This window comes from Phenylobacterium sp. NIBR 498073, assembly GCF_027286305.1.
Taxonomy (GTDB): Bacteria; Pseudomonadota; Alphaproteobacteria; order Caulobacterales; family Caulobacteraceae; genus Phenylobacterium.
In genome coordinates this window covers 3,149,579-3,174,248 of record NZ_CP114599.1, presented here as the reverse complement: position 1 = coordinate 3,174,248, position 24,670 = coordinate 3,149,579, and the positions used below count along the sequence as shown (strand labels likewise).

Sequence of the window (24,670 nt, the reverse complement as noted above, 5' to 3'; positions counted from 1 at the left end):
AACAGGGGCCCCCTCGGCCCGGTTCCCTCGCAAGGACGTCGCCTTGAACTATCGCCACGCCTTCCACGCCGGAAACTTCGCCGATCTGGTGAAGCACGCCGCCCTGCTCGACCTGGTGGCCAGGCTCCAGGCCGCGCCGGAGCCGCTGGCGGTGTTCGACACCCACGCCGGCCGCGGGCTCTACGACCTCACCGGCGAGGAGGCACAGCGCTCGGGCGAGGCGAGGGCCGGGGTCGCCCAGCTGATGCAGGCGCCCGACCTGCCGCCGGCCCTGCAGGCGCTGCGCCAGGCGGTGGTGCGGCTGAACGGCGGGGCCGAGGCCAACCTCTATCCGGGTTCGCCGCTGCTGGTCGCCGGCGCGCTGCGCAAGGGCGACTCCTATCTGGGCTGCGAGCTGCGGCCCCAGGAGCATTCGGCCCTCTCCGACACCCTGGCCAGCTGGCCGGCGGCCAGGACCGCCTGCGCCGACGGTTATGTCGAGGTCGCCGCCCGCATGCCGCGGCAGGGCGCCGTTCTGGTGCTCATCGACCCCCCGTTCGAAAAGAGCGACGACTACGAACGCTGCGCCGCCGCTCTCGGCGCCTTGACCGCCAGGAACCCTGCCGCGGTGGTGATGGTCTGGATGCCGCTCAAGGACCTGGAGACCTTCGACGCTTTCCTGCGCGAGGCCGAGGACGTCTATGACGGTCCGCTGCTGGTCGCCGAGGCGCGCATGCGGCCGCTGACCGATCCGATGAAGATGAACGGCTGCGCCCTGGTGCTGGCCAACGCGCCGGAGGGCTTCGCGGCGACCTTGGCCGAGGTCTGCGATTGGACCGTCGGCCGGCTGGGCGACAACGGCAAGGCCCAGGTCTGGACGACCTGAAACCTTCATTTTGCGCCTGCGAGAAGTCGGGTTAGGGTTTGCTGCATCGCACAAACCCTGGCTGTTTGGAGGCGTATCCCATGGCTCGCACCGTGTTCGCAGAGGGGCCTGTGTCCCTCGATCCCCAGAAGGCCCTGTACATCCCGGTCGGCGCGGCCTCGCCGCTCTGGTTCCTGTTCGCGGGGGCGGCCTCGGCCGGTCTCGCCTACTGGTGGATGACCCGCTTCACTGATCGCACCAATCTTGAGGCGCTGCTCGGGGCCTCGCCCGCCGGCGGAGCGGTCCTGCCTGCGCCCGACGCCGCGCCGCCCGAGCTGGCGGCCGAAGTCGCCGAAGCCGCGGCGATCGCCGAGGCGATGGTCGATCAGGCGCTGCAGACCGTCGCCGACGTCGCCGCCGCCACGCTTGACCCGGCGAACGAGCCGCCGCCCGAGCCGACCGCCAAGCTCCGCCCCAAGGCCCGTCCCGCCGACGAACCGTCGCCCGACGCCTAGAGCCCTTTCCACTCACGACGGATCATCGTGAGTGGATAAGAAGGGCTCTAAAATCAAAGAATCGACTCTGCTCATCCCGGTTGGCTTGATTCAAGCCAACCGGGACAGGGGCGAGACACGCGTCGCCTGACGCTTGGCGCGGGCGCCCGCAGCGGGCTATCCCTGACCCGTTGCAGACGGCGAGGGGAACGCGCGCGTGGCCAAGCGGGCCTTCGACATCCTGGCGGCCCTGGCCGGCCTGATCGTGCTCGCCCCGGTGATGGCGGTGATCGCGCTGGCCGTGCGCGCCGACAGCCCCGGCCCGGCCCTGCACTGGTCCACTCGGGTCGGCCGCTACAATCGCCTCTTCAAGATGCCGAAATTCCGCACCATGAAGACCGGCGCGCCGAACGTGGCGACCCACCTGCTCACAGATCCCGACGCCTGGATCACGCCGCTGGGCCGCTTCCTGCGCCGCTCCAGCCTCGATGAACTGCCGCAGCTGTGGAGCGTGCTGGTCGGCGATATGAGCTTGGTCGGCCCGCGGCCGGCCCTGTTCAACCAGGACGACCTGGTGGCGCTGCGCACCGCCGCCGGCGTCGAGGCCCTGCGGCCGGGCGTCACCGGCTGGGCCCAGATCAACGGCCGCGACGACCTGCCCAACACCGACAAGGCCAGGCTCGATGCCGACTATCTGTCCCGCCAGGGCCTGATCTTCGACGTGCGGATCATCGTCATCACGCTCGTCGCGGCGATTTCCGGGCGCGGCGTGCGTCACTGACGGCTGCAACACGCGCGCAATCAGCGCTGGTCATCGTTGATTGACGCCCGCTGGCCGGGCGCCCACTCTGGCCCCAGTTCATCAGCAGAGGTTTCGACGATGCCCTTCCGACCCGCCAAGCCCCTCGTCGTCGCGCTCGTCCTGGCGCTCGGCGCCACCGGCGCGATCGCCGCCACCGCCGCCGAGACCGCGATCGCTACGCGCCAGGCCGGCTACAAGAAAATCGGCGGCGCCTTCAAGGCGATCAGCGACGAACTCAAGAAGGGCTCGCCGGACGCCAAGCTGATCGCCGCCAACGCTGCGGTGGTGAACGCCCAGGCGGCCCAGGTGCCCAAGTGGTTCCCCAAGGGCTCGGGGCCGGAGGCCGGCTTCAAGACCGAGGCCAAGCCCAACATCTGGACCGACAACGCCAAGTTCGCCGCCGCCGCCGCCAACTTCCAGACCCAGGCGGGCAAGCTGCAGACCGTGGCTGCCGGCGGGGATGTGGAGGCGATCAAGGCGCAGTTCCGCGCCACCGGCGGAACCTGCAAGGCCTGCCACGACGTCTACCGCGTCGAGAAATAGCATGTCGTCAGACGCTGCAGCGGGCCCGCCGCGCCCGCTCTGGGACGTCCCGACGCGGGTCGTCCACTGGTCCCTGGTCGTGCTGTTGCTGGTCTCCTGGTTTTCGGCCGGCGAGAACATGCAGCTGCACCGCTGGTCCGGCTACGCGATCGTCGGCCTGCTGGTCTTCCGGCTGTGGTGGGGCGTAGCCGGCGGTTCGACCGCCCGGTTCGCGCACTTCCTGCGCGGGCCCGCCGCGACGCTCGCCTACACCCGCACGCTCGGCGACCGCAGCCCCAGCGACGGGGCCGGCCACAACCCGCTCGGCGCCTGGAGCGTGCTGGCCATGCTGGCGGTGATGCTGGTCCAGGTCGGTCTCGGCCTGTTCGCCAGCGACCTCGACGGCCTGGAGTCCGGCCCGCTGTCGCACCTGGTCAGTTTCGAGGCCAGCCGCGCGGCCGCCGAACTGCACGAGACCGTGTTCCGCGTTCTGCAGGCGCTGGTCGCCCTGCACATCGCCGCCATCGGGTTCTACTGGGTGTGGAAGCGCCAGAACCTGATCGGCGCCATGGTCACCGGCAAGCGCCCGTTCCAGGGCGAGGCCCTGCGCCCGGCGGCCCTCTGGCGGCTGCTGCTCGGCGTGGTGCTGGCGGTGGGCGTCGCCTGGGCGATCGCCAAGGGCCTGCGGTTCTGACGGGCTTAATTCCTCCCCCGCTGGGGGAGGTGGATCGGCGCATAGCGCCGAGACGGAGGGGGACTGCTCTTGCGAGCTTCAAAGTCCCCCTCAGTCAGCCATACGGCTGACAGCTCCCCCAGCGGGGGAGCATCCCGCAGATCCTACTTCCCGTCGGCTGCGCCGCGCAGGCAGTTCAGCCAGGCGTCTTCACGCGCCTTTTCGGCCGCGCGCAGCTTGTCTTCGGCTTCGCGCACGCCGGCGTCGTGCTTGCGCCATTCCAGCACCGCGCCTTCGCGCGCCGCGCGGGCCGCTTCCATGGTCGGGAAGCGGGCCAGCACCGCACGCACGCTGTAGTTCACCGGCGGGCCGACCGTCTCGCGGTCGGGATAGAAGCCGGTGATCGAGTCGGCCGTCTCGTTCTCGATGTGGAAGACATCGGCCCAGCCCGCATGGTGGCGCATCAGGGCCCAGGGCCGTTCGATCCGGTCGCTCATGGAATACTCCTAGAATCCTGGCCCCAAGCTACCGCGGGAGGCGCGTGGCTTGCTACCCCCAGAGCGCCGGGCGGCGGGCCTTCCAGGGCGCTTCCTTCTCAAGTTGCGCGGCCAGCCGCAGCAGCGTCGCCTCGTCGGCGAAGCGGGCGGTGAACATCATCCCGATCGGCAGGCCGTTCTCGTCCATCTCCAGCGGCAGCGACAGCGACGGCTGGCCCGAGAAGTTGAACGGCGGGGTGTAGGGGAAGGCCTTGCTCTGGCGCTTGTTCAGCTCCTGCGGGTCGACCGCCACGGGGTCGATCAGCCCGACCGGCGGCACCGGCGTGCCCAGCACCGGGCAGAGATAGACGTCGTAGTCCTCGAAGAACATCAGCGTCTTGCGGTTCAGGTCGCGCAGGTCCTGCCAGCCGCGGAACGCCTGCTCGCCGGTCACCTTGCGCCCGCTCTTCAGCGCCGCCCAGGTCAGCGGCTCCAGCTCGTGCTCCTGCGGCTCGCGCCCCAGCATGGCCGCCAGCCGGGCGATGTTGGCCGCGAAGTTGGCGCCCGAAACCGGCCCGCGGGCGGTGTAGAGCGCGCGGTAGTCGATCCCCAGGCCCTTCTCGACCACCTCGTGGCCCAGGCCCTTCAGCAGCGCCGCGGTGCGTTCCAGCGCCGCCTGGATCTGCGGATCGATCGGCCGGCCGGACGGGGTCTCCGACGACCAGGCGATGCGCAAGCGGCCGGGACTGCGCTCGATCTCCTCCATGTAGGGCCGCTCCTTGTGCGGCGCTTCGAACGGCGCGCCCGGCTCGGGGCGGCCGGTGGCGTCCAACATGGCGGCGCTGTCGCGCACCGTCCGCGTCACCACATGGTCGACGGAAAAGCCCATGGCGTAGTTGTCGCCGTCCGGCAGGTTCGGGTTGCGATCGCGGGTCACCTTCAGGCCGACCAGCCCGCAGCAGGCGGCCGGGATGCGGATCGAACCGAGCCCGTCGCTGGCGTGGGCCAGCGGCACCATGCCGCTCGCCACCGCGGAGGCCGCGCCGCCGGACGACCCGCCCGAGACGTGGTCCGGGTTCCAGGGATTGCGGCAGGCGCCCAGATAGCCGCCCTCGGTGACGCCGGTGATGCCGTATTCGGGCGTGTTGGTCTTGCCCAGCAGCACGACGCCGGCCTCGCGATAGCGCCGGGTCAGGCCGCAGTCCTCCTTGTCCACATAGCCGGCGGCGAAGCGGCTGCCATAGGTCCGCGGCCAGCCGGCCACCGGCACGCCCAGGTCCTTGATCAGGAACGGCACGCCTTTGAACGGCCCGTCGGGCAGGGGGCCCTGCGCAACCTTGCGCGCCTCGTCATAGGCCTTGTGGACCACGGCGTTCAGCGCCGGGTTGTGCCGCTCGATCCGCTCGATGGCCGCGTCAACCAGCTCCAGCGGCGTCACCTCGCCCTTGGCCACCAGGGCGGCCAGCGACAGGCCGTCGTGCTCGGAGAAATCGTCCATCTTCCTACCCTTTTGAATTTTCTTATCTTTGACCGCCGGCCAGGAAGGCCAGCTTCTCCACCGGGGCCAGGCCGCCGGCCTCGCGCTTGAGCGCCGCCAGCGAGTCCTCTGCGGCGTTCAGCACCCCGTCGATGTCGGCCTCGGTCATCGCCGCGCACAGGAACATGTTGTGCCAGGGGTGCAGGTAGATCCCGCGCTCCAGCATTTGCGAAACGAAGAAGAAGCCCTTCCGCAGGTCGGGATCCTCGTCGAACAGGTAGAGCGGCATCTGCCCCGGCCCGCTGCAACGCAGGCCGAAGCCCGCCGCCGCCGCCCGCTCGGTCAGGCCCGCTGACAGCCGCTCGCCCATCGCGGTCAGCCGCTCCAGATAGTCGGTGGTGCGCACCAGCCGCAGGGTCTCCAGCGCCGCGGCCATCGGCGCGGCCTGGAACCAGAACGAGCCGGTGACATAGATCGCGGCCGCCGCCTTGCGCGCCTTCTCCGAGCCCAGTAGCGCCGAAATCGGGTGGCCGTTGGCGATGCACTTGCCCCAGGTCGAGAGGTCCGGCTCCACTCCCACCACCGACCACGAACAGTCGCGCGCCATCCGCAGGCCCGCGCGCACGTCGTCGACGATCAGCAGCGCCCCGGTCTGGTCGGCCAGCTCGCGGCAGCGGCGGGCGTAGGCGCCGTCCGGCGCGGCCTGGTCGATGAAGGCGTCGTGCTTGAACGGGGCGGCGAAGATCGCAGCCAGGTCCTCGCCCGCCTGCGCCACCGCCGCCTCCAGGCTGGCCACGTCGTTGTAGTCGCAGAAGATCTGGTGCGCGCGGTCGGTGTCGGTCGTGCCCGCGGGCCTCGGCGTACACCAGGGGGCGGCCCCGTGATAGGCGCCCTTGGCCCGCACGATGGTCTTGCGCCGGGTGTGCGCCCGCGCGGTCATCAGCGCCATGGTCGTGGCGTCGGTGCCGTTCTTGCAGAACATCGCCCAGTCGGCGTGGCTGACCAGCAGGGTCATCTCCTCGGCCAGCCGCACCATCAGCTCGGTCGGCCCGGTCAGGGTGTCGCCGATCCCGAGCTGGCGCACATAGGCCGCGTCGATCTCGGGATGGCCGTATCCGAAGAGGTTGGGCCCATAGGCGCACATCAGGTCGAGGTAGCGCTTGCCGTCGGCGTCCCAGATGTGCGCGCCGTCCGCCTTCGAGAAGAACTGCGGATAGTCGTCGGGCAGCAGCCCCACCGCCTGGTGGCCGTACATCCCGCCGGGGATCACCGCCGCAGCGCGTTCCCGCAGGGCTTTGTCCAGGCTGCGCGTCATGGTGGAGTTCTCCGTCGACGAAGGCCGTGGTGAGACCTTACGCTGCGCTCGCATATCGGCAACCGGGGAGCAGGCGATGACGGCGAAGGTTTTGGCCCTGACGGGCGCGGCGACGCTGCTGGCCTCGCCGGCCCTGGCCAACGAGACCTTCAAGGATTGGTGGGTCACCTGCGACAACACCCGCCAGTGCGCCGCCTTCGGCTTCGCCGGCGAGGCCTACGAAATGTCGGGCTATCTGAAGGTCGCGCGCGGGGCCGGGGCGGCGGACGAACCGGCGGCCCGGATCGTCATGGACGGCAAGGCCGGGCCCTGGAGCCTGGCGATCGACGGCCGCGCCCTGGCCAGCGTCACGGCGCGGGACGAGGACGGCGAGCGCGCGTCCGCCGAGCTGACAGCCGGCCAGGCCAAGGCGCTGATCGCGGCGGCCGCCAACGGCAAGGCGCTGCAGGTTACGGCCGGCGGCAAGCCGCTGGGCGCCGTTTCCCTGGCCGGCAGTTCGGCCGCCCTGCGCTGGATGGACGACAAACAGAAGCGGGCGGGCACGGTCACCGCCCTCATAGCCAAGGGCGCCTCGCCGGCTTCGGCGGTTCCCCCGCCGCCTGCGCCGCCGCTGGTCCAGGCCGCGCCGGCCATGTCGCAGGCGGGGCTGGCCGCCAAGCTCCCCCGCTCGGTGGCGGCGATGATGAAGGACTGCGACGACGACATCGCCACCCTGGAGATTGAGCCGGTCTCGGGCCGGCTGTCGCCTGGCCTCACGCTCTGGGCGCCGCTCTGCACGCGCGGGGCCTACAACATGATCTACAGCTTCTTCGTCGTCGACGAGAAGGGCGCGGCCCGTCCGCTGCCGATCCGCTACGCCGACACCTCCGAGGCGACCACCGAACTGATGAATGTCAGCTACGACGCGGCGACCCAGACGCTCTACAACTTCGAGAAGGGCAGGGGCCTGGGCGACTGCGGGGCGACCAACACCTGGGTCTGGGACGGCAAGGGCTTCGTCGCCACCGCCCAGGACCTGATGGGCGAGTGCCGCGGCGTGCCGCCGGACGACTGGCCGGTCAGCTACCGCACCCGCGCGAAGTAGTCAGAACATCCCGAATAGGGTGGCGAAGAACGCCAGGATCGCCGCCACGATCGCCTTCGACAGCACGACCAGCACGACCACCGACAGGATCGCGGCGACCCAGCCGATCAGCGCGGCCAGCCCGTCGCGCTCGGCCCCGCCGATGGCGAAGGCGGCGATCGCGAACGACGGCAGCATGTTCCCGAACGGGATCGGCAGGAACACGATCAGCGACAGCAGGAAGCACAGCGCCCCCACCAGCCGGTCGCCCAGCGGGTTGTACATGAAGGTCAGCCGCGGCCGCAGCCGCCGCTCCAGCCGCCCCAGGTGCGGCTTCAGCTTCACTGTCAGGGCGCGGAAGTCGGCCATGCTCATGGTCCGCGACAGCATCACCTTGGGCAGCCAGAGGGTCTTGCGTCCCATCATCCACTGGAAGGTGATGAAGATCAGCGGCGCGCCGAGCAGCGCCGAGACGCCCGGCGGCATCGGCAGCACCAGCGGGGCGGCGAACACGAACATCAGCGCGCCGAAGGCGCGGTCGCCGAAGGTGTCGAGCAGGTCGCCGACCGACACCTCGCGCCCCGGACGCTCCGCGATCAGGTCGAGGAGTTCGGATACGCTCGCGGCTTTACGGTGTTCGGACATTTCAAGCTTCGCGCTAGCACGGCTCGGCGCCGTAGCGGAAGGAAAAGCCGCGCTTGCGGCGTCGGAAGTGACGGGATTGTTGGCGGCGACTCGCATAATCGGTGGCCTCAGATGTCGCAGCCGATCCGCCTTGGCCTGTTCTACGCGGCCCTGTTCGTGGGGACCGGGGCGAGCTCGCCCTACATCCCGGTCTGGTTCGCCGCGCGCGGCCTCTCGGGTGCGGAGATCGGCCTGATCCTCTCGGCCCCGATGCTGGCGCGGGCGGTCACCGCGCCGGCCATCGCCATGTGGGCCGACAGCTTTTCCCTGCGCCGCACGCCGCTGATCCTGATGGGGCTGGCCGTTGCGCTGGCCTACGGGCTGCTGGCCGCGCCGTTCGGCTTCGCCTGGTGGTTCGGGGTCTGGTTCCTGGCCAACACCATCCTCTCGACCATGATCCCGCTGACCGACGTCATCGTCTTCCGGCGGGCCGGGCGCGATGGGTTCAACTACGGCTGGCCGCGCGGCATCGGCTCGGTGGCCTTCATCATCGCCAACGTCACGGTCGGGACGCTGCTGGCCCGCTACTCGCCCGAGCTGGTGCTGGTCTGGATCACCGCGGCGGCCATGCTGGCGGCCGGCGCGGCGCGCGGCCTGCTGCCGCCCGACCCGGTGCGCGAGGGCGGGGCGGCCAGCCGCCTCTCCGAGCGCCTCGTCGGTCTCGGCGAGCTGCTGCGCGACCGCAACTTCATGCTGGCGGTGGTGTCGGTCGGGCTGATCCAGTCGGCCCACGCCTTCTACTACTCGTTCTCGACGCTCTCCTGGAAACAGCAGGGCATGCCGGAGAGCTGGACGGGCCTGCTGTGGGGCCTGGCCGTGGCGGTCGAGGTCGGCTTCATGTGGTTCATGGAGCCGTGGCGCCGGCGCATCGGTCCGCGCAATCTGCTGGTCATCGGCGGGGCCGCCGCGCTGGTCCGCTGGACGGCGCTGGCCTTCGCCCCGCCGCTCTGGCTGCTGCTGCCGATACAGGCGCTGCACACCTTCACCTATGCGGCGACCTTCCTGGCCTCGCTGCAGCTGGTCGAGAAGCTCTCGACCCCGGCCAACGCCTCGGCGGCCCAGACCATCAACTCGGCGCTGTCCGGCGGGCTGCTGATGGGGGCGGCGACCATCGGCTCGGGTTGGCTGTTCGACGTGGCCGGGGCCAAGGGCTACCTGGCCATGGCCGTGATGTCGGCGCTCGGCCTTGTCGGCGCGCTGCGCCTCTACGGAGTTCGCCGGCTCGACCCCTAGACCCTGTCCCGGTTGGCCTGAATCAAGCCGACCAGGATGAACAGGGTCGATTCTTTGAGTTTAGAGCCCTTACCCCACGACAGTCTTGCGGCCCGCCGCCAACGGGCGGCTAATCCCTGCAATGATGATTGGGGAGTGACGCATGCGGGCTCTGGAAGTCGCCGCGCCGTGGGGATTCGACGCCCTGAAGCTGGTCGAGGCGCCCGATCCGACGCCGGGTCATGGGCAAGTGCTGGTCCGCATGAAGGCGGTCTCGCTGAACTATCGCGACATGCTGATGGTGAACGGCATGTACAGCCGCGGCTCGGCCACGGCCGGCGGGACTATCACCCCGTTCTCGGACGGCTGCGGCGTGGTCGAGGCGGTCGGCCCCGGCGTCACCCGCGTGGCGGTCGGCGACCGGGTCGCGACCCTGTTCTTCCAGCATTGGACCTCGGGGCGTCCGACGCTGGAGAAGCTCAGCTCGTCGCTCGGCTTCCCGATCCCGGGCGCGGGCCGCGAACTGGGCGTCTTCAGCCAGGAGGGCGTCTCCAGGGTCCCCGACTTCCTGACCGACCAGCAGGTGGCGACCCTGCCGTGCGCGGCCCTGACCGCCTGGCGCGGCCTGTTCGAGGATGCGCGCCTCGAACCCGGCGACACCGTGGTGCTGCAGGGCACCGGCGGGGTCTCGATCTTCGGGCTGCAGTTCGCCAAGGCGGCCGGCTACCGCACCGTGATCACCTCGTCCTCGGACGACAAGCTGGCCCGCGCCAAGGCGCTGGGCGCCGACCATCTGGTCAACTATCGCGCGACGCCTGACTGGGCCGGCGCCGTGCGCCAGGCGACCGGCGGCGTCGGGGCCGACTTCATCATGGAGGTCGGCGGCGCCGGCACCATCCAGCAGAGCCTCAAGGCCGTCCGCATCGGCGGCCACATCGCCATCATCGGCGTGGTCGCCGGGGCCGGCGAGGGGGTCAATCCCGGCGTCCTCATCACCAACAGCGCCCGCCTTCAGGGCCTGTCGGTCGGCTCGCGCGAGATGTTCGAGGCCATGTGCCGGGCGATCGAGCTGCACCGGATCGAGCCGGTGGTGGACAAGGTTTTCCCCTGGACGGACGTCGCCAAGGCGTTCGCCGCCATGCAGGGCGGGGAGCATTTCGGAAAGATCGTCCTGCAATTCTGACAAGGAGGCAGTCGATGCGTACGACGGGCATCAATCACCTCGCCCTGGTCTGCCGCGACATGGAAGAGACGGTCGCCTTCTACGCCGGCGTCCTCGGCATGCCGCTCTACAAGACCGTGGCCCTGCCGGACGGCGGCCAGCACTTCTTCTTCGACTGCGGCGGCGGGGACTCCGTCGCCTTCTTCTGGTGGCCCGACGCCCCGCCCGCCGCGCCGGGGATCGCCTCGGTCAAGCGGTTCCCCGAGGAACCCAGATCGGCGATCGGCTCGATGAACCACGTGGCCTTCAACGTGCCCGAGGAGAAGCTCGACGAGTACCGCCAGCGCCTGGTCGACGCGGGGGTGAAGGTGCTGCCGAACATGGTGGTCAATCACGACGACAGCCCGATGGGCGTCAGCGCCGAGAACCACGAAGGGGTGTTCTTCCGCTCGGTCTACTTCACCGATCCCAACGGCATCATGCTGGAACTCGCCGCCACCACCCGGGCCTTTGGTCCCGGCGACGTCAGGCACACGCCGGCCCGCGCCGTGCGGGCGGAGGCTTAGGGGCCATGCCGCGCCTGCGCCAGATCCCCCGCGCCGAGGCCGACCCCAAGGTCCTGCGCAGCTACGACCTGCTGTTCGGCGACCGCGATCCGGTGGCCGAACCTGGCACCAGCACGGGCACCCCCGGCGACTGGTGGACGGTGTTCGCCAACGTCCCGGACGTGCTGGAGCACTGCAACCGCGGCTTCGCGCTCTATCGCAGCCCCGACCGCAAGCTCGATCCGGTGCTGCGCGAGTTGGCCCAGACCCGGGTCGGCTTCACCAAGGCCAGCCAGTTCGTGTTCTCGCAGCACTGCAAGTCGCTGCGCGGCCTCAAGGTGTCGGAGGAGCGGATCGCCGCCATACCGCACTGGCAGGTCGCCGACTGCTACACGGCTGAGGAGCGGGCGATCCTGGCCTATGCCGACTGCCTGTCGCTGCAGGCCGGCCGCACGCCGGAGCCGGTGTTCGCCGCGCTGAAGGCGTTCCTCAGCGACCACGAGATCCTCGAGCTGACCTACATCACCTGTATGTACGACATGCACGCGGTGATGAGCCGGGCCCTGCGCACCGAGTGGGACGACCGTGACGATCCCATCGTCGAGGTCGCCGCGCCCGAGGACTTTAGCGGCGCCGACTTCCTCGACATCGGCCGGCGGCCTTAGCGCCATCACCGGTCATCCCGGCGAATGCCGGGGCCCTGCCTACTGCTGATTGGCCGGTTCAGCCGAGATCTCTTCGAGGGTCCGGCCGACGGCTTTGGCCCCATAGTCCAGAGCCACGTCGCCCAGCGACAGAATGCCGGTGAGGCGGCCGTCGGCATAGACCAGCAGGCGGCGCACCTGATGCGCGCCCATCTTGGCGGTCGCGTCGGCCAGGTTGTCGTCGGCGTGGCAGGACTGCACGTCGTCGGTCATGATGTCGGAGACCGGCGCGTCCAGCGCGCCGCCGTCGGCGACCACACGCACCACGATGTCGCGGTCGGTCACCAGGCCCAGCACCTTGCCGTCCTCGGCGATCGGGATCACGCCGCTGTCGATCTCCGACATCATGCGGGCGATTTCCTTGACGGAGGTCTTCGGCTTGGCCGTGACGACCTGGGCGGTCATGACTTCGCTGACTTTCAAGACAGCTCTCCTTCCGTGGATGGAGGTGCATGAACCCCCGGTCGGCGCTGTCCGTTCCCCTTGGGGAAGCTCGCGAAGGCGTTACTCACCAAGGGTGGCGGCGCCCACACTCCTGATTGTGCTGGCCCGGTCGAGGCCCTAGACCGCAGCATTCTTTAATTTACTGCCGCGAGGACCCGATGAAGTTCAAGAGCCTGGAGGACTGCCTCAATACCGTCGCGGCCGACAACGAAGGACAGCCCGAGTTCCTTCAGGCGGTGACCGAGGTCATGACCAGCCTCTGGCCCTTCATCGAGCGCAATCCGGCCTATGCCGAACAGGGCCTGATCCATCGGCTGGTCGAACCCGAGCGCGTCATCATCTTCCGGGTGCCGTGGGTGGACGACAAGGGCGAGGTCCATGTCAACCGCGGCTACCGCATCCAGCACAGCTCGGCGATCGGTCCTTTCAAAGGCGGCATCCGCTTCCATCCGACGGTGAACCTGTCGGTGCTGAAGTTCCTGGCCTTCGAGCAGACCTTCAAAAACGCCCTGACCACGTTGCCGATGGGCGGCGGCAAGGGCGGCTCGAACTTCAATCCCAAGGGCCGCAGCCCGGGGGAGACGATGCGCTTCTGCCAGGCTTTCATCTCCGAGCTCTTCCGCCACATCGGGGCCGACACCGACGTGCCGGCCGGCGACATCGGCGTCGGGGGCCGTGAGGTCGGCTACATGGCCGGCATGATGAAGAAGCTCACCAATCGCGCCGACGCGGTGTTCACCGGCAAGGGCCTGAGCTTCGGCGGCTCGCTGATCCGCCCGGAGGCGACCGGCTACGGCACGGTCTACTTCGCCGAGGAGATGCTGAACCACGCCGGGCGTTCGATGGAGGGCCAGCGCGTCTGCGTCTCCGGCTCCGGCAACGTCGCGCAGTACGCCGTCGAGAAGGCGATGCAGATGGGCGCGCGGGTGATCACGGTCTCCGACTCCAGCGGCACGGTGATCGACGAGGAAGGCTTCACGCCCGAAAAGCTCGCTGAGCTGATGGAGGTGAAGAACCACTACTTCGGCCGGGTGTCGGAATACGCGGCCAAGCTGGGCCTGCGGTTCGAGGCGGGGATCCGTCCCTGGGGCGTACCCTGCGATGTGGCGTTGCCCTGCGCCACCCAGAACGAACTTGGCCGCGAGGACGCCGAGGTCCTGATCGCCAACGGCGTCTTCTGCGTGGCCGAAGGCGCGAACATGCCTTCGACCATCGAGGCGGTGAAGGCCTTCGAAGAGGCCGGCGTGCTGTTCGGACCGGGCAAGGCGGCCAACGCCGGCGGCGTGGCGACCTCGGGCCTGGAGATGAGCCAGAACGCCATGCGGCTCTCCTGGCCGCGCGAGGAGGTCGATCGCCGGCTGCTGGAGATCATGCGCGGCATCCACGCCTCCTGCCTGCGCTATGGCGAGCGGGCGGACGGTTCGGTCAGCTATGTCGATGGCGCCAACATCTCGGGCTTCGTGAAGGTCGCCGACGCCATGGCCGCTCAGGGGGTGATCTAGAGCGCGATCTAGGGGGCGGCGGTCACCCGCGCGGCCAGATACGCGGCCGGATCGCCCTCGACGGCGTCCGGCACGCTGGCGCCGACGCTGGTCGTGATCCCGCGCTCGCGAAGCACGCTCGCCACGGCCTCGCCCCGCGCCAGGGCCACGCGCAAGTCCGCGGCGCGAGGTCCGCGCGAACCGGGCGTCGCCAGGCCCTCGACCTTGGCCGACTTCAGACCCCATCGGTTCAGCGCCCAGGCGATGGTCTCGGCGGCTTGCCGGCCGTCGGCGCCGAGCGCGCTCGTACCATAGGCGAAGCGCACCGCCGGCAGCGGCGCCAGCGGCGGGACGATCCGCACCGGCGTCTGCGGCAGAAAGCGCTGGGCGGCCTGCTCGGCGGCGCGATACTCGGCGAGGTCGACTGATCCGTTCAGCACCACGCTGACCTCCAGCGCCTCGCCCTCGCGCCGCATTGACTCCACGCGGCCGACGCCGCCCAGCATGGCGCGCAGCTTCTGCTCCGGACCGGCAGGGGCGATGGTCGGCGAGACGCGATTGGCCAGGGCGCCGCCGCTGCTGATCGCCGGCGGCACGCCGGTGGCGGTGACGATCTGCTCGATCTCGACATGGGCGCCGGCCTTGAGCTGGCGCGCGACCGCTTCCTGCGCGCCCGGAACGTACTTGCGGGTGACGACCACCGCCTGCACCTCGCTGGCGCCGCCGCGTCCGGTCTCGACCACCAGCTCCGTGATGTGCGGCGAGGCGCCGGCGAACGCCTCTGTCACGACGCCGCGGACGCGGGTGGTCTCGCGGGCTTCGATGACGATGCTGCGTAACGACACCGCCAGCGGCACGCAGAGCGCGACCATCACCGCCAGCAGCGCCCAGGTCTCCCAGGCCCGCCCCTCGCGCGCCTGCGGCCGGAAGCCGTAGCGGCGGGCGACGCCGTAGACCGCCCCGAGGATCGAAACGACGTTGGTCAGGAACAGCAGCATCGCTCCGCCGGCGATCTGCCAGTTGGCGGTGGCCAGGCCGTAGCCCACCACCGCCAGCGGCGGCATCAGGGCCGTGGCGATCGCGACCCCGGCGATCGCGCCGCCTTTGCGGTTGACGGTCAGGTAGGCCCCGACGAAGCCGGACAGCAGGGCGACGATCAGGTCGAGCAGGGTGGGGCGCGTGCGCGAGAGGATCTCCGGCGTCGCGTCCTTCAGCGGTGAGATCCAGACGATCAGGATCGAGGCGGCGATCGACAGCGCTGCGCCGATGGCCAGGGTGGCGGCGGCCGCGCGGAACGCGCGAGTGTCGAGCCGGGCGAGCGCCATGCCCATCGCCATGATCGGTCCCATCAGCGGCGAAATCAGCATCGCCCCGATGATCACCGCCACCGAAGACTGCAGCAGGCCCAGCGCGGCGATGCCGCAGGCGCTGAACAGCATGAAGCTGTAGGCCGGGGTCAGGCGGCCGGCCTCATAGATCTCAGCGGCCGCGACGCTGCGTTCACTGTCGGTGAGGAGCCGTGCGGGCGGGGCGATCGCCTCACGGATGGCATCGACCGTCTGGCCGATCCCGGACTTGGACGCCGCCATGCCGTTCCTCCTGACTCGCACCGCACCATAACGCGCGGCGCGGAGCGGGCCAGGGACCTTCAGATCGAGTAGTCGAGCTCGCCTTCCAGCCAGGCGACGATCTGCTCGGCTGCCTCCGTGGCCGACATCGCGGTGGTGTCGATGACGATCTCGGCGTTTTCCGGCGCCTCGTAGGGGCTGTCGATGCCGGTGAAGTTCTTGAGCTCGCCGGCCCGGGCCTTCTTGTAGAGGCCCTTGACGTCGCGCTGCTCGGCGACCGCCAGCGGCGTGTCGACGAACACCTCGACGAAATCGCCTTCGGCCTGCAGCTCGCGCGCCAGGCGGCGCTCGGCGCGGAACGGGGAGATGAACGAGACCAGCACGATGAGGCCGGCGTCGACCATCAGCTTGGCGACCTCGGCCACCCGGCGGATGTTCTCGACGCGGTCCTCGTCGGTGAAGCCAAGGTCCTTGTTGAGGCCGTGGCGGACATTGTCGCCGTCGAGCAGGTAGGTGTGACGCCCGTCGGCGTGCAGCCGCTTCTCGACCAGGTTGGCGATCGTCGACTTGCCCGAGCCCGACAGGCCGGTCAGCCAGACCACCCGGCCGCGCTGTCCCTTGAGGGCGGCGCGGCTGGCCTTGTCGACGTCCAGCGCCTGCCAGTGGATGTTCTGGCTGCGACGCAGGGCGAAGTGCAGCATGCCGGCCCCGACGGTCCGGTTGCTGATCCGGTCGATCAGGATGAAGCCGCCGAGGTCGTGGTTCTCGGCATAGGCGTCGAACGCGATGGCTGCGTCGAGCGAGAGGTTACAGACCCCGATCTCGTTGAGCTCCAGCCGCTTGGCGGCCAGGTGCTCGAGGGTGTTCACATTGACCTTGTACTTCGGCTCGGTGACCTGGGCCGAGACCACGCGGGTCCCGACCTTGAGCAGGTAGGGCCGGCCCGGCAGCATCGCCTCGTCGTCCATCCAGACGATGGTCGCCTCGAACTGGTCGGCCACAGGCGGCGGCGATCCGGCCTCGGAGATGACGTCCCCGCGCGAGATGTCGATCTCGTCCTTCAGGGTCAGGGTGACCGACTGTCCGGCCACCGCTTCGTCAAGGTCGCCGCGAAACGTGACGATACGTTCGATAGTGCTTTCGCGGCCCGAGGGCAGGGCCTTGATCTTGTCGCCCGGACGCACCGTTCCGGTCGAGATCAGCCCTGAAAAACCACGGAAATCCAGGTTCGGACGGTTCACCCACTGGACCGGCATGCGGAACGGCTGCTCGCGCAGATCGTCCTCGACGGGGAGGGTCTCCAGCAGCGGCATCAGGGCCGGTCCCTCGTACCAGGGCGCAGCCTCGCTGCGGCTGGTGATGTTGTCGCCTTTCAAGGCGGACATGGGGATTGCGGTGTAGTCCTTGATGCCGATCTGGGTGGCGAACTCGGCATATTCCTGCAGGATCGCGTCGTAAACCTGCCGATCCCAGCCCACCAGATCCATCTTGTTGACGGCCAGGACCACGTGCCGGATGCCCAGCAGTGAGACCAGATACGAGTGCCGGCGGGTCTGGGTCAGCACGCCCTTGCGCGCGTCGATCAGGATGACCGCGGCGTCGGCAGTCGAGGCGCCGGTGACCATGTTGCGCGTGTATTGCTCGTGGCCGGGCGTGTCGGCGACGATGAACTTGCGCTTGTCGGTCGAGAAGAAGCGGTAGGCGACGTCAATGGTGATGCCTTGCTCGCGCTCGGCGGCCAGACCGTCGACCAGCAGGGCGAAGTCGATGTCGCCGCCCTGGGTGCCGACCTTCTTGGAGTCTGCTTCGAGCGCGGCCAGCTGGTCCTCGAAGATCATCTTCGAGTCATAGAGCAGGCGGCCGATCAGGGTCGACTTGCCGTCGTCCACCGACCCGCAGGTCAGGAACCGCAGCAGGCTCTTGCGCTCGTGCGCGGACAGGTACGCCTCGATGTCCTCGGCGATGAGTGCGGACTGGTGGGCCATCAGAAGTAGCCCTCTTGCTTCTTCTTCTCCATCGAAGCGGCCTGGTCGTGGTCGATCATCCGGCCCTGGCGCTCCGAGGTCGTGGTGAGCAGCATTTCCTGAATGATTTCAGGCAGCGTGGCGGCGGTGGACTCGACCGCGCCGGTCAGCGGGTAGCAGCCCAGGGTGCGGAACCGCACCGACTTCTGCATCGGAACCTCGCCCGGGCGCAGCGGCATCCGCTCGTCGTCGACCATGATCAGCGTGCCGTCGCGCTCGACCACCGGCCGCACTTCCGAGAAGTACAGCGGGACGATCGGGATGTTCTCTAGGTGGATGTATTGCCAGATGTCCAACTCGGTCCAGTTGGAGATCGGGAACACCCGGATGCTCTCGCCGGGGTTCTTGCGGGTGTTGTACAGCCGCCAAAGTTCGGGGCGCTGGTTCTTGGGATCCCAACGGTGCTGGGCCGACCGGAACGAGAAGATGCGCTCCTTGGCGCGGCTCTTTTCCTCGTCGCGGCGCGCGCCGCCGAAGGCCGCGTCGAAGCCGTACTTGTCGAGCGCCTGCTTCAGGCCCTCGGTCTTCCAGATGTCGGTGTGCAGCGCGCTGCCGTGGTCGAACGGGTTGATGTTCCGCTCGACGGCCTCGGGGTTCTTGTGGACCAGCAGCTCGAAGCCGAGCTCCTTGGCCATGCGCTCGCGCATCTCGTACATCGCCCGGAATTTCCAGGTCGTATCGACGTGCAGCAGCGGGAAGGGCGGCTTGGACGGATAGAACGCCTTGGCCGCCAGATGCAGCATCACGGCGGAGTCCTTGCCGATCGAATAGAGCATCACCGGGCGCTCGGCCTCGGCCGCCACCTCGCGCATGATGTGGATGCTCTCGGCCTCCAGGCGCTGAAGATGGGTGAGCGTTTCGGGAGCGATGGCGGGCGCCTTGGCCTGCATCAGGGCTGTACCTTGCACGTGAACCTCGGGCCTCACCCTGAATTCTAACAACGAAAAAGTCCGCCCGTCGCTGCTGACGCGCCGCGCGGATTGGCCCTGAGCGACGGCTTAAGGGACCCGGGGACCGATGACGATAGAGATTTACTGACAGGCCGCCGAGGAAAATGGAGCCGTCCGAAAACCGCTGAAGCCAGGCCGGTCATGTCCGAAAACCGCGAGACATGCGCCGCTCATAGGCCGATCATCGCCGCATGGATATGGATGACGACGCCTGCTACCGCGCCTTCCAGATGCGAGACGCCCGCTTCGACGGGCGCATCTTCAGCGGCGTGACGAGCACCGGGATCTATTGCCGGCCGATCTGTCCGGCCCGCACGCCCAAACGCGAGAACATGCGGTTCTATCGCTCGGCCGCGGCCGCGCAGGAGGCCGGGTTCCGGCCCTGCCTGCGGTGCCGGCCCGAGACTTCGCCCGACCTGGGGTCGTGGCGCGGCACCTCGAATACAGTGTCGCGGGCGCTGGGCCTGATCGAAGCTGGGGCCTTGGACAACGGCGACGTCGACAGCCTGGCCGAACGGCTGGGCGTTGGCGAGCGCCAGCTGCGGCGATTGTTCCAGCAGCATGTCGGCGCCTCGCCGGTGGCGGTCGCCCAGACCCGGCGGGTGCTGCTGGCCAAGCAGTTGCTGCACGAGACCCGCATGCCGATGGCCGAGGTGGCGCTGGCCGCCGGCTTCGGCAGCGTGCGGCGCTTCAACGAGACCTTCCAGCAGCTGTTCGACCGCCCGCCGGCCAAGCTGCGCCGTGTGGGCGGCGCGGAGGTGGCGGCCGGCGAAGGCGGGGCGGCGACTATCCGGCTGCCCTATCGCGCGCCCTATGACTGGCCAGCCATGCTGGCGTTCCTCAGCGCCCGGGCGATCCCCGGCGTCGAGGCGGTGCGCGAAGGGCGCTATGCCCGCAGCCTGCGCGTCGGGGCGGCGCGCGGCGTGGTGATGATCGACCCCGGCGAGGGCGATTATCTCAAGGCGACGCTGCGGTTTCCGAAGGTGGAAGCCTGGCCGGCGGTCATCGCCCGGGTGCGGCGCGTGTTCGATCTCGCCGCCGATCCGGCGGTGATCCAGGCGCACCTCTCCGAGGACCCCGATCTGGCGCCGCTGGTGGCCGCGCGGCCGGGCCTGCGCGCGCCCGGCGCCTGGGACGGCTTCGAGTTGGCGGTGCGCGCAGTGCTGGGCCAGCAGATCACCGTCCAGGCGGCGCGGATGCTGGCCGGCAAGATCACCGCCGCCCATGGCGCGCCGCTGGAGGACGAGGCCGCGAACGCGCTCGGCCTGACTCATTTCTTCCCCGAACCGGCCGCCCTGGCGCAGGCCGACGTCGAGACCCTGGCCATGCCCAGGGCCCGCGGCCGCGCGCTGGTCGGGCTGGCGGCCGCGGCGGCGGCCGATCCGGAACTGTTCGGCATGCGCCGCAGCCTGGACGAGGCGGTCGCCGCGCTGCGCGCCTTGCCGGGGATTGGGGAATGGACGGCGCAGTACATCGCCATGCGGGCGCTGCGTGAGCCCGACGCCTTCCCCAGCGCCGACATCGGCCTGATGCGGGCGCTGGAGGGGCCGGACGGCGTGCGCCCGACCGCTGCCGAACTGCTGGCGCGGGCCGAGCGCTGGCGGCCCTGGCGCGCCTATGCGGCATCGCACCTCTGGGCGGCGGACCCGAAGAACCCCTCAGAGAGCAAGCATGCCAAGGCCGCCTGAAGTCCTGACCCTAGACCGGATGACGACGCCGCTCGGCGAAGGCCTGCTGGTGACCGACGCGGGCGGCCATCTGCGGGCCTTTGACTGGACGACGCACGAGACGCGGCTGACCACCCTGCTACGCCGCCAGAACCCTCCCGCCGATCTGGTCGGCGGAGCGGCGCCGGCTGCGGCGCGCGCCGAGCTGGACGCCTATTTCGCCGGCGATTTGACCGCCCTGGGCCGTATCGCCTGGCGCACGGGCGGGACGGCGTTCCAGCGCCAGGTCTGGACTGCGCTCTGCACCATACCGGCCGGCGAAACCTTGACCTACAAGGGTCTGGCCGAGCGGATCGGCCGGCCGAAGGCGATCCGCGCCGTGGGCTTGGCCAATGGCTCCAATCCGGTCTCGATCGTCGTGCCCTGTCACCGGGTGATCGGGTCGAACGGCAAGCTCACCGGCTACGGCGGCGGTCTTGATCGCAAGCATTGGCTGCTCAGCCACGAGGGAGCGGCTTTCGTCGACAAGTGATCGACGCTTCATGACTGAAATTTCATGTTGCGACACATCGCCCGATCGCAGCGGTCATCGTATAACGACGCTCGCTGGAATCGTGTCGGACGGACGGGAGAGTTCCGATGCAGACCTTTACCGAGATCGTAGCTGCCGTGGTGGTGTCGTCGTCCGCCGCGGCCTATTCGCATTTCGGCGTGACGCTGGACGCCCAGAAGGTCGAAAAGCCCGTTCCGGCGGAGCGTACGGTCGCGCGCACGATCAGCCGCAAGACGCCCGTGAATCCCACGCCGCGCGTGATCGCCAAGTCTGGCAAGGGACCGACCATGGTCCGCGAAATCTGTCCCGAGACCCGCGCCAAGCTGCTGCGGACCTAACGGCCGCAGCTCTCGCCGCCGATCAGTGCTTTGCCTCCGGGGCGTTCGCCGGTAATCCTTCGATCCTGGGCGCAATGATGAGGCGCGCGTGTGTTTGCGCGCCCGCCGGCAGGGGTGGAAGGCCGCTTACGACGGGCCATGAAGATCAAAAAGCGGCAACAACCGGTCGATCTGCAATCGCTTGACGGAGAAGGCGCGCCAACGCCGGCGCCCGTCGACTTGGCCGAGGCCGAGGCGGCCGATCGGGCCTTCGCCTTCGCCCCGCCGCCGTCGGGCGACCTCGCCGTCGAGACCAAGACCTCGACGCCCGCGAGCGGCGCCTCGCGGCTGACCCCGCGCATTCCCGTGACCCCGACTACGGCCGTAGCGCCGTCGTCCGGCTGGACCATCTACATGGCCGCCCTGGTGGTCTCGGTGCTTTGGGCCTGCGCACCGATCGCCTTCGCCTGGGGGTATCGCCGCTCCGTCGCCCCGTTCGATTTCGAGCCGTTCGCGGTCGCCGTGTTCGCGGCGCTGGCCATCGGCCCGGCGGCCCTGGTCTGGGCGCTGGCCTACATGGTGCGCCAAGGCCAGCTCCTGGGCGCCGAGGCCCGGCGCACCAAGGCCCTGGCTGACGAGATGGTGACTCCGGCGATGGCCGCCGGCGCCCAGACCGTCGACCTGGTCCACGCCATGCGCGAGGAGATCGCCCGCGCCGGCGCCGCCGCGCAGGAAGCACGCGACACGATCATCGTGCTGCGCCAGGCGCTGGCCGGCGAAAGCGAGGAGCTCGCCGCCGCCGCCGCCAACGCCGCGCGCACCGCCCAGGGGCTGTCCGAAAGCCTGGGCCGCGAGCGCAGCGAACTGGGCGGCCTGGCTCAGACGCTCGATTCCCAGGCCGCCGCGGTGGCCGACGCCATCACCCGCCAGGCCAAGATGGTCGGCGAGGCGTCCGACCTGGCCGAGGCGCAACTGCGCGAGGCCGAGGCCTCGCTCGCCGCGCGAGCCGCCGACCTGGCCGCCGCCGCCGGCGAGACCAGCGACGTCGCGCGCGCCGCGGCCGAGGACTTGACCCGCCACATCGCCCGCCTGGAGACCGCCGGCCTCGGCGTGACCGAGCAGATCGGTGCGGTCGAGAAGGGGCTGACTGAACAGCGCGCCGGCCTGGTCACCGCCGCCCATGCGCTGCGCGCCGACCATGAGAACTTCGCCGCCCAGACCGAGTCCCAAACCGCCCAGCTGTCGGAGTTCATCGGCCAGGCGCGTCTGTCGGCCGCCGAAATGGGCGACCGCGCCGTGAAGGGGGGCGAGGCGCTGCGCCAGCTGATGGCCGAGGCCACGGCGCAGTTCCGCGAGTTGGCGGAGTCGGCCAAGGCCGAACGCGACGAATTCGGGCAGTCGACTCTGCACTCGGTGGAGGCCGTGGCCGCCGCCGCCGCCGCCGAGCGCGCGCGCCTGGAGGAGCAGACCCGCGCGGCGATCACCGCCATGACCCAGGCGGCCGAGGACACGCGCCAGGTGGCCGCGCGCCATGCCGAGACCGCGCGCGACCAGGTCGACCAATTGTCGGAGGCGGCCTTCACCGCCGGCCAGCAAGCCAACAAGGTGTTCGAGGCGCGGCTCGAGGAAGCGCGGGCCCTGATCGAACAGTCGGCGAAGATGGTCGAGCAGGCCGGCGCAGCGACGATCAGCAAGCTGGACGAAGGCGCGCGCGCCGCCCGGGCGACGCTGGACGAACTGACCGGCATGCTGGGCGAGATCGAGGAGCGGGCGACCAAGCTGCCGGCCGCCGCCCGCGACCGCGCCGAAGAGGTCCGGATGGCCGTGGCCGAGAGCATCGACGAGCTGATGGATCACGCGCGGCGCACCGCCGACGAGACCCAGGCGATCGACGAGGCGTTCCAGGAGCGCGTGCGGCGCAATTACGACATGCTTAGCGAGGCCGTGCGGCTGATGGGGTCGGTGGCGACCTCTGCGGGCGCGCCGCCGGCGGCGCCCGCGCCGTTGCGCCCCGAGCGCGTGTCGCTGCGCGAGCGCTTGGCCGCCAAGGCAGTTGCGCCGGCCGAACCCGCGCCCCAGCCCGTGGTCGAGCCGGCGCCTGGACCGGCCGAGGCCGACGAGTTGGAATTGACCGAGCTGGCGCCCACGGACGAAGCCGGCGAGCGCGGCCGGCCGCGTCTGCGCCTGACGCCGACGGCGACCGACGCCGAGTTCTCGCATGTGTTCGAACAGGCCGGCGGGCGTCACGAGGAACCCGCCAGCGAAGGCTGGACGTGGAAGGACCTGCTGTCGTCCCTCGAGGAGCACGACGAGGAGGGTGAGGCTGAGGCTGAGGCCGCGTCCCGGCCGCTGGAAGAGATCCTCGCCGACGAGATCGGGGCGATGGGCATCGACCCGACTGCGCTGCTGCCGCGCAGCCGTATTCACGAGCTGGCCGTGGCGTTGCAGGTCCGCGACGTGGACGGCGCACGGACGGTGGTCCGCAAGCTGGCGCCGGCCGCTACGCGTAGGTTGACCCGCAAGCTGTTCACCGACGAGCCGCTGAAGCGTCAGGTGATGACCTATCTGGCCCGCTACAACGAACTGCTGGAGGACGCGGCCGAGCGCGACGCCGAAGGGCGGGTCGTGGAGAAGCTGCTGAGCTCGGAGGCCGGCCGCACCTACCTGCTGTTCGACGCGGCGGCCGGCGACCTGGCTTGAGCCGGCGCCTGACGCTCCGAGACGAGCGTTGGCCGCTGGCCGCCGCCTTCGTGATCGCGCGGGGCGCCAAGACCGAGGCCCACGTCATCGTCGCCGAGATCGCCGAGGGCGGGGCGATCGGGCGCGGCGAGGCCGTGCCCTATGGTCGTTACGGCGAGAGCGTCGAGGGCGAGCTGGCCCGGATGGAGGCCCTGCGCCCGGCCCTGGAGGCGGGCCTGACCCGTCAGGCGCTGCAGAAGGCCCTGCCGCCGGGCGCGGCGCGCAACGCGCTGGACTGCGCGCTGTGGGACCTGGAGGCCAAGCTGAGCGGCGTGCCGGCCTGGCGGACTGCAGGACGGACGCGCCTGGATCCGGTCAAGACCTGCTACACGATCAGCCTCGACACCCCCGAAGCGATGGCGCAGGCCGCCAGGCCCATGGCCCGCCGCCCGTTCCTGAAGTTGAAGATCGGCGGCCCGGACGACCTGGATCGCGTGGCCGCGGTGCGCGCCGCCGCGCCGAAGACCCGCCTGATCGTCGACGGCAACGAAGGCCTGAGCTTCGACGACCTGGTTCGTCTGACCCCTGAGTTCGCGCGGCTCGACGTCAAGATGATCGAGCAGCCGCTGCACGCCGACGCCGATGAGGCGCTGGAGGGCTGGATCAGTCCGGTGACGCTGTGCGCCGACGAAAGCCTGCATACGTGCCGCGAGCTCGCGGCCTGCGCGCGGCGCTACGGCGCGGTCAACGTCAAGCTCGACAAGGCCGGCGGCCTGACCGAGGCGCTGGCGGTAGTGGACCAGGCGCGGGCCCTGGGCCTGGAGCTGATGGCCGGCTGCATGGTGGCGACCTCGCTGGCCATGGCGCCGGCGATGATCATCGCTCAGGGGGCGGAGGTGGCCGACCTTGACGGGCCGCTGCTGCTCGCCCGCGATCGCGATCCGGGGCTGGTGTTCGACGGCTCGCTGATTTTTCCGCCTACGCCGCAGCTTTGGGGCTAGGCTTTAGTTCCTA

24 protein-coding genes are annotated in these 24,670 nt (G+C 69.9%); 16 read left to right on the top strand and 8 right to left on the bottom strand.

What is annotated here, in order from left to right:
• Nucleotides 1-43: 43 nt before the first annotated feature.
• From rlmJ to O4N75_RS15900, 5 genes are all read left to right on the top strand, one after another.
• Entirely contained in the window at nt 44-865 is an 822-nt protein-coding gene (rlmJ, locus tag O4N75_RS15920; protein WP_269626458.1) for a 23S rRNA (adenine(2030)-N(6))-methyltransferase RlmJ, read from the top strand.
• A gap of 80 nt (nt 866-945) precedes the next feature.
• Nucleotides 946-1,359 (top strand): hypothetical protein, encoded by a 414-nt coding sequence (locus tag O4N75_RS15915; RefSeq protein ID WP_269626457.1) that lies wholly within the window; start codon nt 946-948, stop codon nt 1,357-1,359.
• Between the two features lie 196 nt (nt 1,360-1,555).
• Nucleotides 1,556-2,119 (top strand): sugar transferase, encoded by a 564-nt coding sequence (locus O4N75_RS15910; RefSeq protein WP_269626456.1) that lies wholly within the window; start codon nt 1,556-1,558, stop codon nt 2,117-2,119.
• Between the two features lie 99 nt (nt 2,120-2,218).
• A complete protein-coding gene (locus O4N75_RS15905; protein ID WP_269626455.1) occupies nt 2,219-2,683 on the top strand; it encodes a cytochrome c in 465 nt (154 codons plus the stop codon).
• 1 nt (nt 2,684) lies between these two features.
• Nucleotides 2,685-3,356 carry a cytochrome b/b6 domain-containing protein gene (locus O4N75_RS15900; RefSeq protein WP_269626454.1) on the top strand — a complete coding sequence of 224 codons (672 nt, stop codon included), beginning with the start codon at nt 2,685-2,687 and terminating at the stop codon, nt 3,354-3,356.
• A gap of 143 nt (nt 3,357-3,499) precedes the next feature.
• Here O4N75_RS15900 and O4N75_RS15895 read toward each other — a convergent pair whose 3' ends face one another.
• Genes O4N75_RS15895 through O4N75_RS15885 form a run of 3 tightly spaced genes read right to left on the bottom strand, consistent with a single transcriptional unit; the run spans nt 3,500 to nt 6,603 of the window.
• Complete coding sequence (locus tag O4N75_RS15895; protein WP_183777139.1) at nt 3,500-3,832, bottom strand: hypothetical protein; 333 nt, start codon at nt 3,830-3,832, stop codon at nt 3,500-3,502.
• A 52-nt stretch (nt 3,833-3,884) separates the two neighbouring features.
• Complete coding sequence (locus O4N75_RS15890; RefSeq protein ID WP_269626453.1) at nt 3,885-5,309, bottom strand: amidase; 1,425 nt, start codon at nt 5,307-5,309, stop codon at nt 3,885-3,887.
• Nucleotides 5,310-5,331: 22 nt separating this feature from the next.
• Nucleotides 5,332-6,603: an aminotransferase class III-fold pyridoxal phosphate-dependent enzyme gene (locus tag O4N75_RS15885; protein ID WP_269626452.1), complete on the bottom strand. Its 1,272-nt coding sequence runs from the start codon at nt 6,601-6,603 to the stop codon at nt 5,332-5,334.
• A 76-nt stretch (nt 6,604-6,679) separates the two neighbouring features.
• Here O4N75_RS15885 and O4N75_RS15880 point away from each other — a divergent pair, with 76 nt between their 5' ends.
• On the top strand, nt 6,680-7,687 hold the full coding sequence (locus O4N75_RS15880) for a DUF1176 domain-containing protein (protein ID WP_269626451.1): 1,008 nt from the start codon (nt 6,680-6,682) through the stop codon (nt 7,685-7,687).
• Here the strand turns inward: O4N75_RS15880 and O4N75_RS15875 are convergent, their stop codons facing one another.
• On the bottom strand, nt 7,688-8,311 hold the full coding sequence (locus O4N75_RS15875) for an exopolysaccharide biosynthesis protein (RefSeq protein ID WP_267233165.1): 624 nt from the start codon (nt 8,309-8,311) through the stop codon (nt 7,688-7,690). It lies immediately after the preceding gene.
• Between the two features lie 111 nt (nt 8,312-8,422).
• Between O4N75_RS15875 and O4N75_RS15870 the strand changes: the two genes are divergently transcribed.
• The 4 genes from O4N75_RS15870 (at nt 8,423) to O4N75_RS15855 (ending at nt 11,934) form a co-directional block, all read left to right on the top strand.
• Nucleotides 8,423-9,583 carry an MFS transporter gene (locus tag O4N75_RS15870; RefSeq protein ID WP_269626450.1) on the top strand — a complete coding sequence of 387 codons (1,161 nt, stop codon included), beginning with the start codon at nt 8,423-8,425 and terminating at the stop codon, nt 9,581-9,583.
• A gap of 142 nt (nt 9,584-9,725) precedes the next feature.
• Nucleotides 9,726-10,745, top strand: a complete 1,020-nt coding sequence (locus tag O4N75_RS15865; protein ID WP_269626449.1) for an NAD(P)-dependent alcohol dehydrogenase — start codon at nt 9,726-9,728, stop codon at nt 10,743-10,745.
• 14 nt (nt 10,746-10,759) lie between these two features.
• Entirely contained in the window at nt 10,760-11,290 is a 531-nt protein-coding gene (locus O4N75_RS15860) for a VOC family protein (protein ID WP_269626448.1), read from the top strand.
• A gap of 5 nt (nt 11,291-11,295) precedes the next feature.
• Entirely contained in the window at nt 11,296-11,934 is a 639-nt protein-coding gene (locus O4N75_RS15855) for a carboxymuconolactone decarboxylase family protein (protein WP_269626446.1), read from the top strand.
• A 39-nt stretch (nt 11,935-11,973) separates the two neighbouring features.
• On the opposite strand, the gene O4N75_RS15850 is transcribed toward O4N75_RS15855, so the two are convergent.
• Entirely contained in the window at nt 11,974-12,396 is a 423-nt protein-coding gene (locus tag O4N75_RS15850; RefSeq protein ID WP_269626444.1) for a CBS domain-containing protein, read from the bottom strand.
• A 179-nt stretch (nt 12,397-12,575) separates the two neighbouring features.
• Between O4N75_RS15850 and gdhA the strand changes: the two genes are divergently transcribed.
• Complete coding sequence (gene gdhA / locus O4N75_RS15845) at nt 12,576-13,919, top strand: NADP-specific glutamate dehydrogenase (protein WP_269626443.1); 1,344 nt, start codon at nt 12,576-12,578, stop codon at nt 13,917-13,919.
• Nucleotides 13,920-13,927: 8 nt separating this feature from the next.
• Here the strand turns inward: gdhA and O4N75_RS15840 are convergent, their stop codons facing one another.
• Genes O4N75_RS15840 through cysD form a run of 3 tightly spaced genes read right to left on the bottom strand, consistent with a single transcriptional unit; the run spans nt 13,928 to nt 18,380 of the window.
• Nucleotides 13,928-15,487: a DUF389 domain-containing protein gene (locus O4N75_RS15840; protein WP_269626442.1), complete on the bottom strand. Its 1,560-nt coding sequence runs from the start codon at nt 15,485-15,487 to the stop codon at nt 13,928-13,930.
• Between the two features lie 59 nt (nt 15,488-15,546).
• Nucleotides 15,547-17,451 (bottom strand): sulfate adenylyltransferase subunit CysN, encoded by a 1,905-nt coding sequence (gene cysN, locus O4N75_RS15835; protein ID WP_269626441.1) that lies wholly within the window; start codon nt 17,449-17,451, stop codon nt 15,547-15,549.
• Nucleotides 17,451-18,380 carry a sulfate adenylyltransferase subunit CysD gene (gene cysD / locus O4N75_RS15830; protein WP_269629382.1) on the bottom strand — a complete coding sequence of 310 codons (930 nt, stop codon included), beginning with the start codon at nt 18,378-18,380 and terminating at the stop codon, nt 17,451-17,453. The genes cysN and cysD overlap by 1 nt, the downstream gene beginning before the upstream one ends.
• A gap of 251 nt (nt 18,381-18,631) precedes the next feature.
• Here cysD and O4N75_RS15825 point away from each other — a divergent pair, with 251 nt between their 5' ends.
• The 5 genes from O4N75_RS15825 to dgcA all read left to right on the top strand — a co-directional run bounded on the left by O4N75_RS15825 (nt 18,632) and on the right by dgcA (nt 24,657).
• A complete protein-coding gene (locus O4N75_RS15825; protein WP_269626440.1) occupies nt 18,632-20,128 on the top strand; it encodes an AlkA N-terminal domain-containing protein in 1,497 nt (498 codons plus the stop codon).
• Nucleotides 20,112-20,639 (top strand): methylated-DNA--[protein]-cysteine S-methyltransferase, encoded by a 528-nt coding sequence (locus O4N75_RS15820; RefSeq protein ID WP_269626439.1) that lies wholly within the window; start codon nt 20,112-20,114, stop codon nt 20,637-20,639. Before O4N75_RS15825 ends, O4N75_RS15820 begins: the two co-directional genes overlap by 17 nt.
• Before the next feature lie 107 nt (nt 20,640-20,746).
• A complete protein-coding gene (locus O4N75_RS15815; RefSeq protein WP_269626438.1) occupies nt 20,747-20,998 on the top strand; it encodes a hypothetical protein in 252 nt (83 codons plus the stop codon).
• A gap of 138 nt (nt 20,999-21,136) precedes the next feature.
• Complete coding sequence (locus O4N75_RS15810) at nt 21,137-23,677, top strand: polar localization protein TipN (protein WP_269626437.1); 2,541 nt, start codon at nt 21,137-21,139, stop codon at nt 23,675-23,677.
• Nucleotides 23,674-24,657 (top strand): N-acetyl-D-Glu racemase DgcA, encoded by a 984-nt coding sequence (dgcA, locus tag O4N75_RS15805; RefSeq protein WP_269626436.1) that lies wholly within the window; start codon nt 23,674-23,676, stop codon nt 24,655-24,657. Before O4N75_RS15810 ends, dgcA begins: the two co-directional genes overlap by 4 nt.
• Nucleotides 24,658-24,670 lie beyond the last annotated feature (13 nt).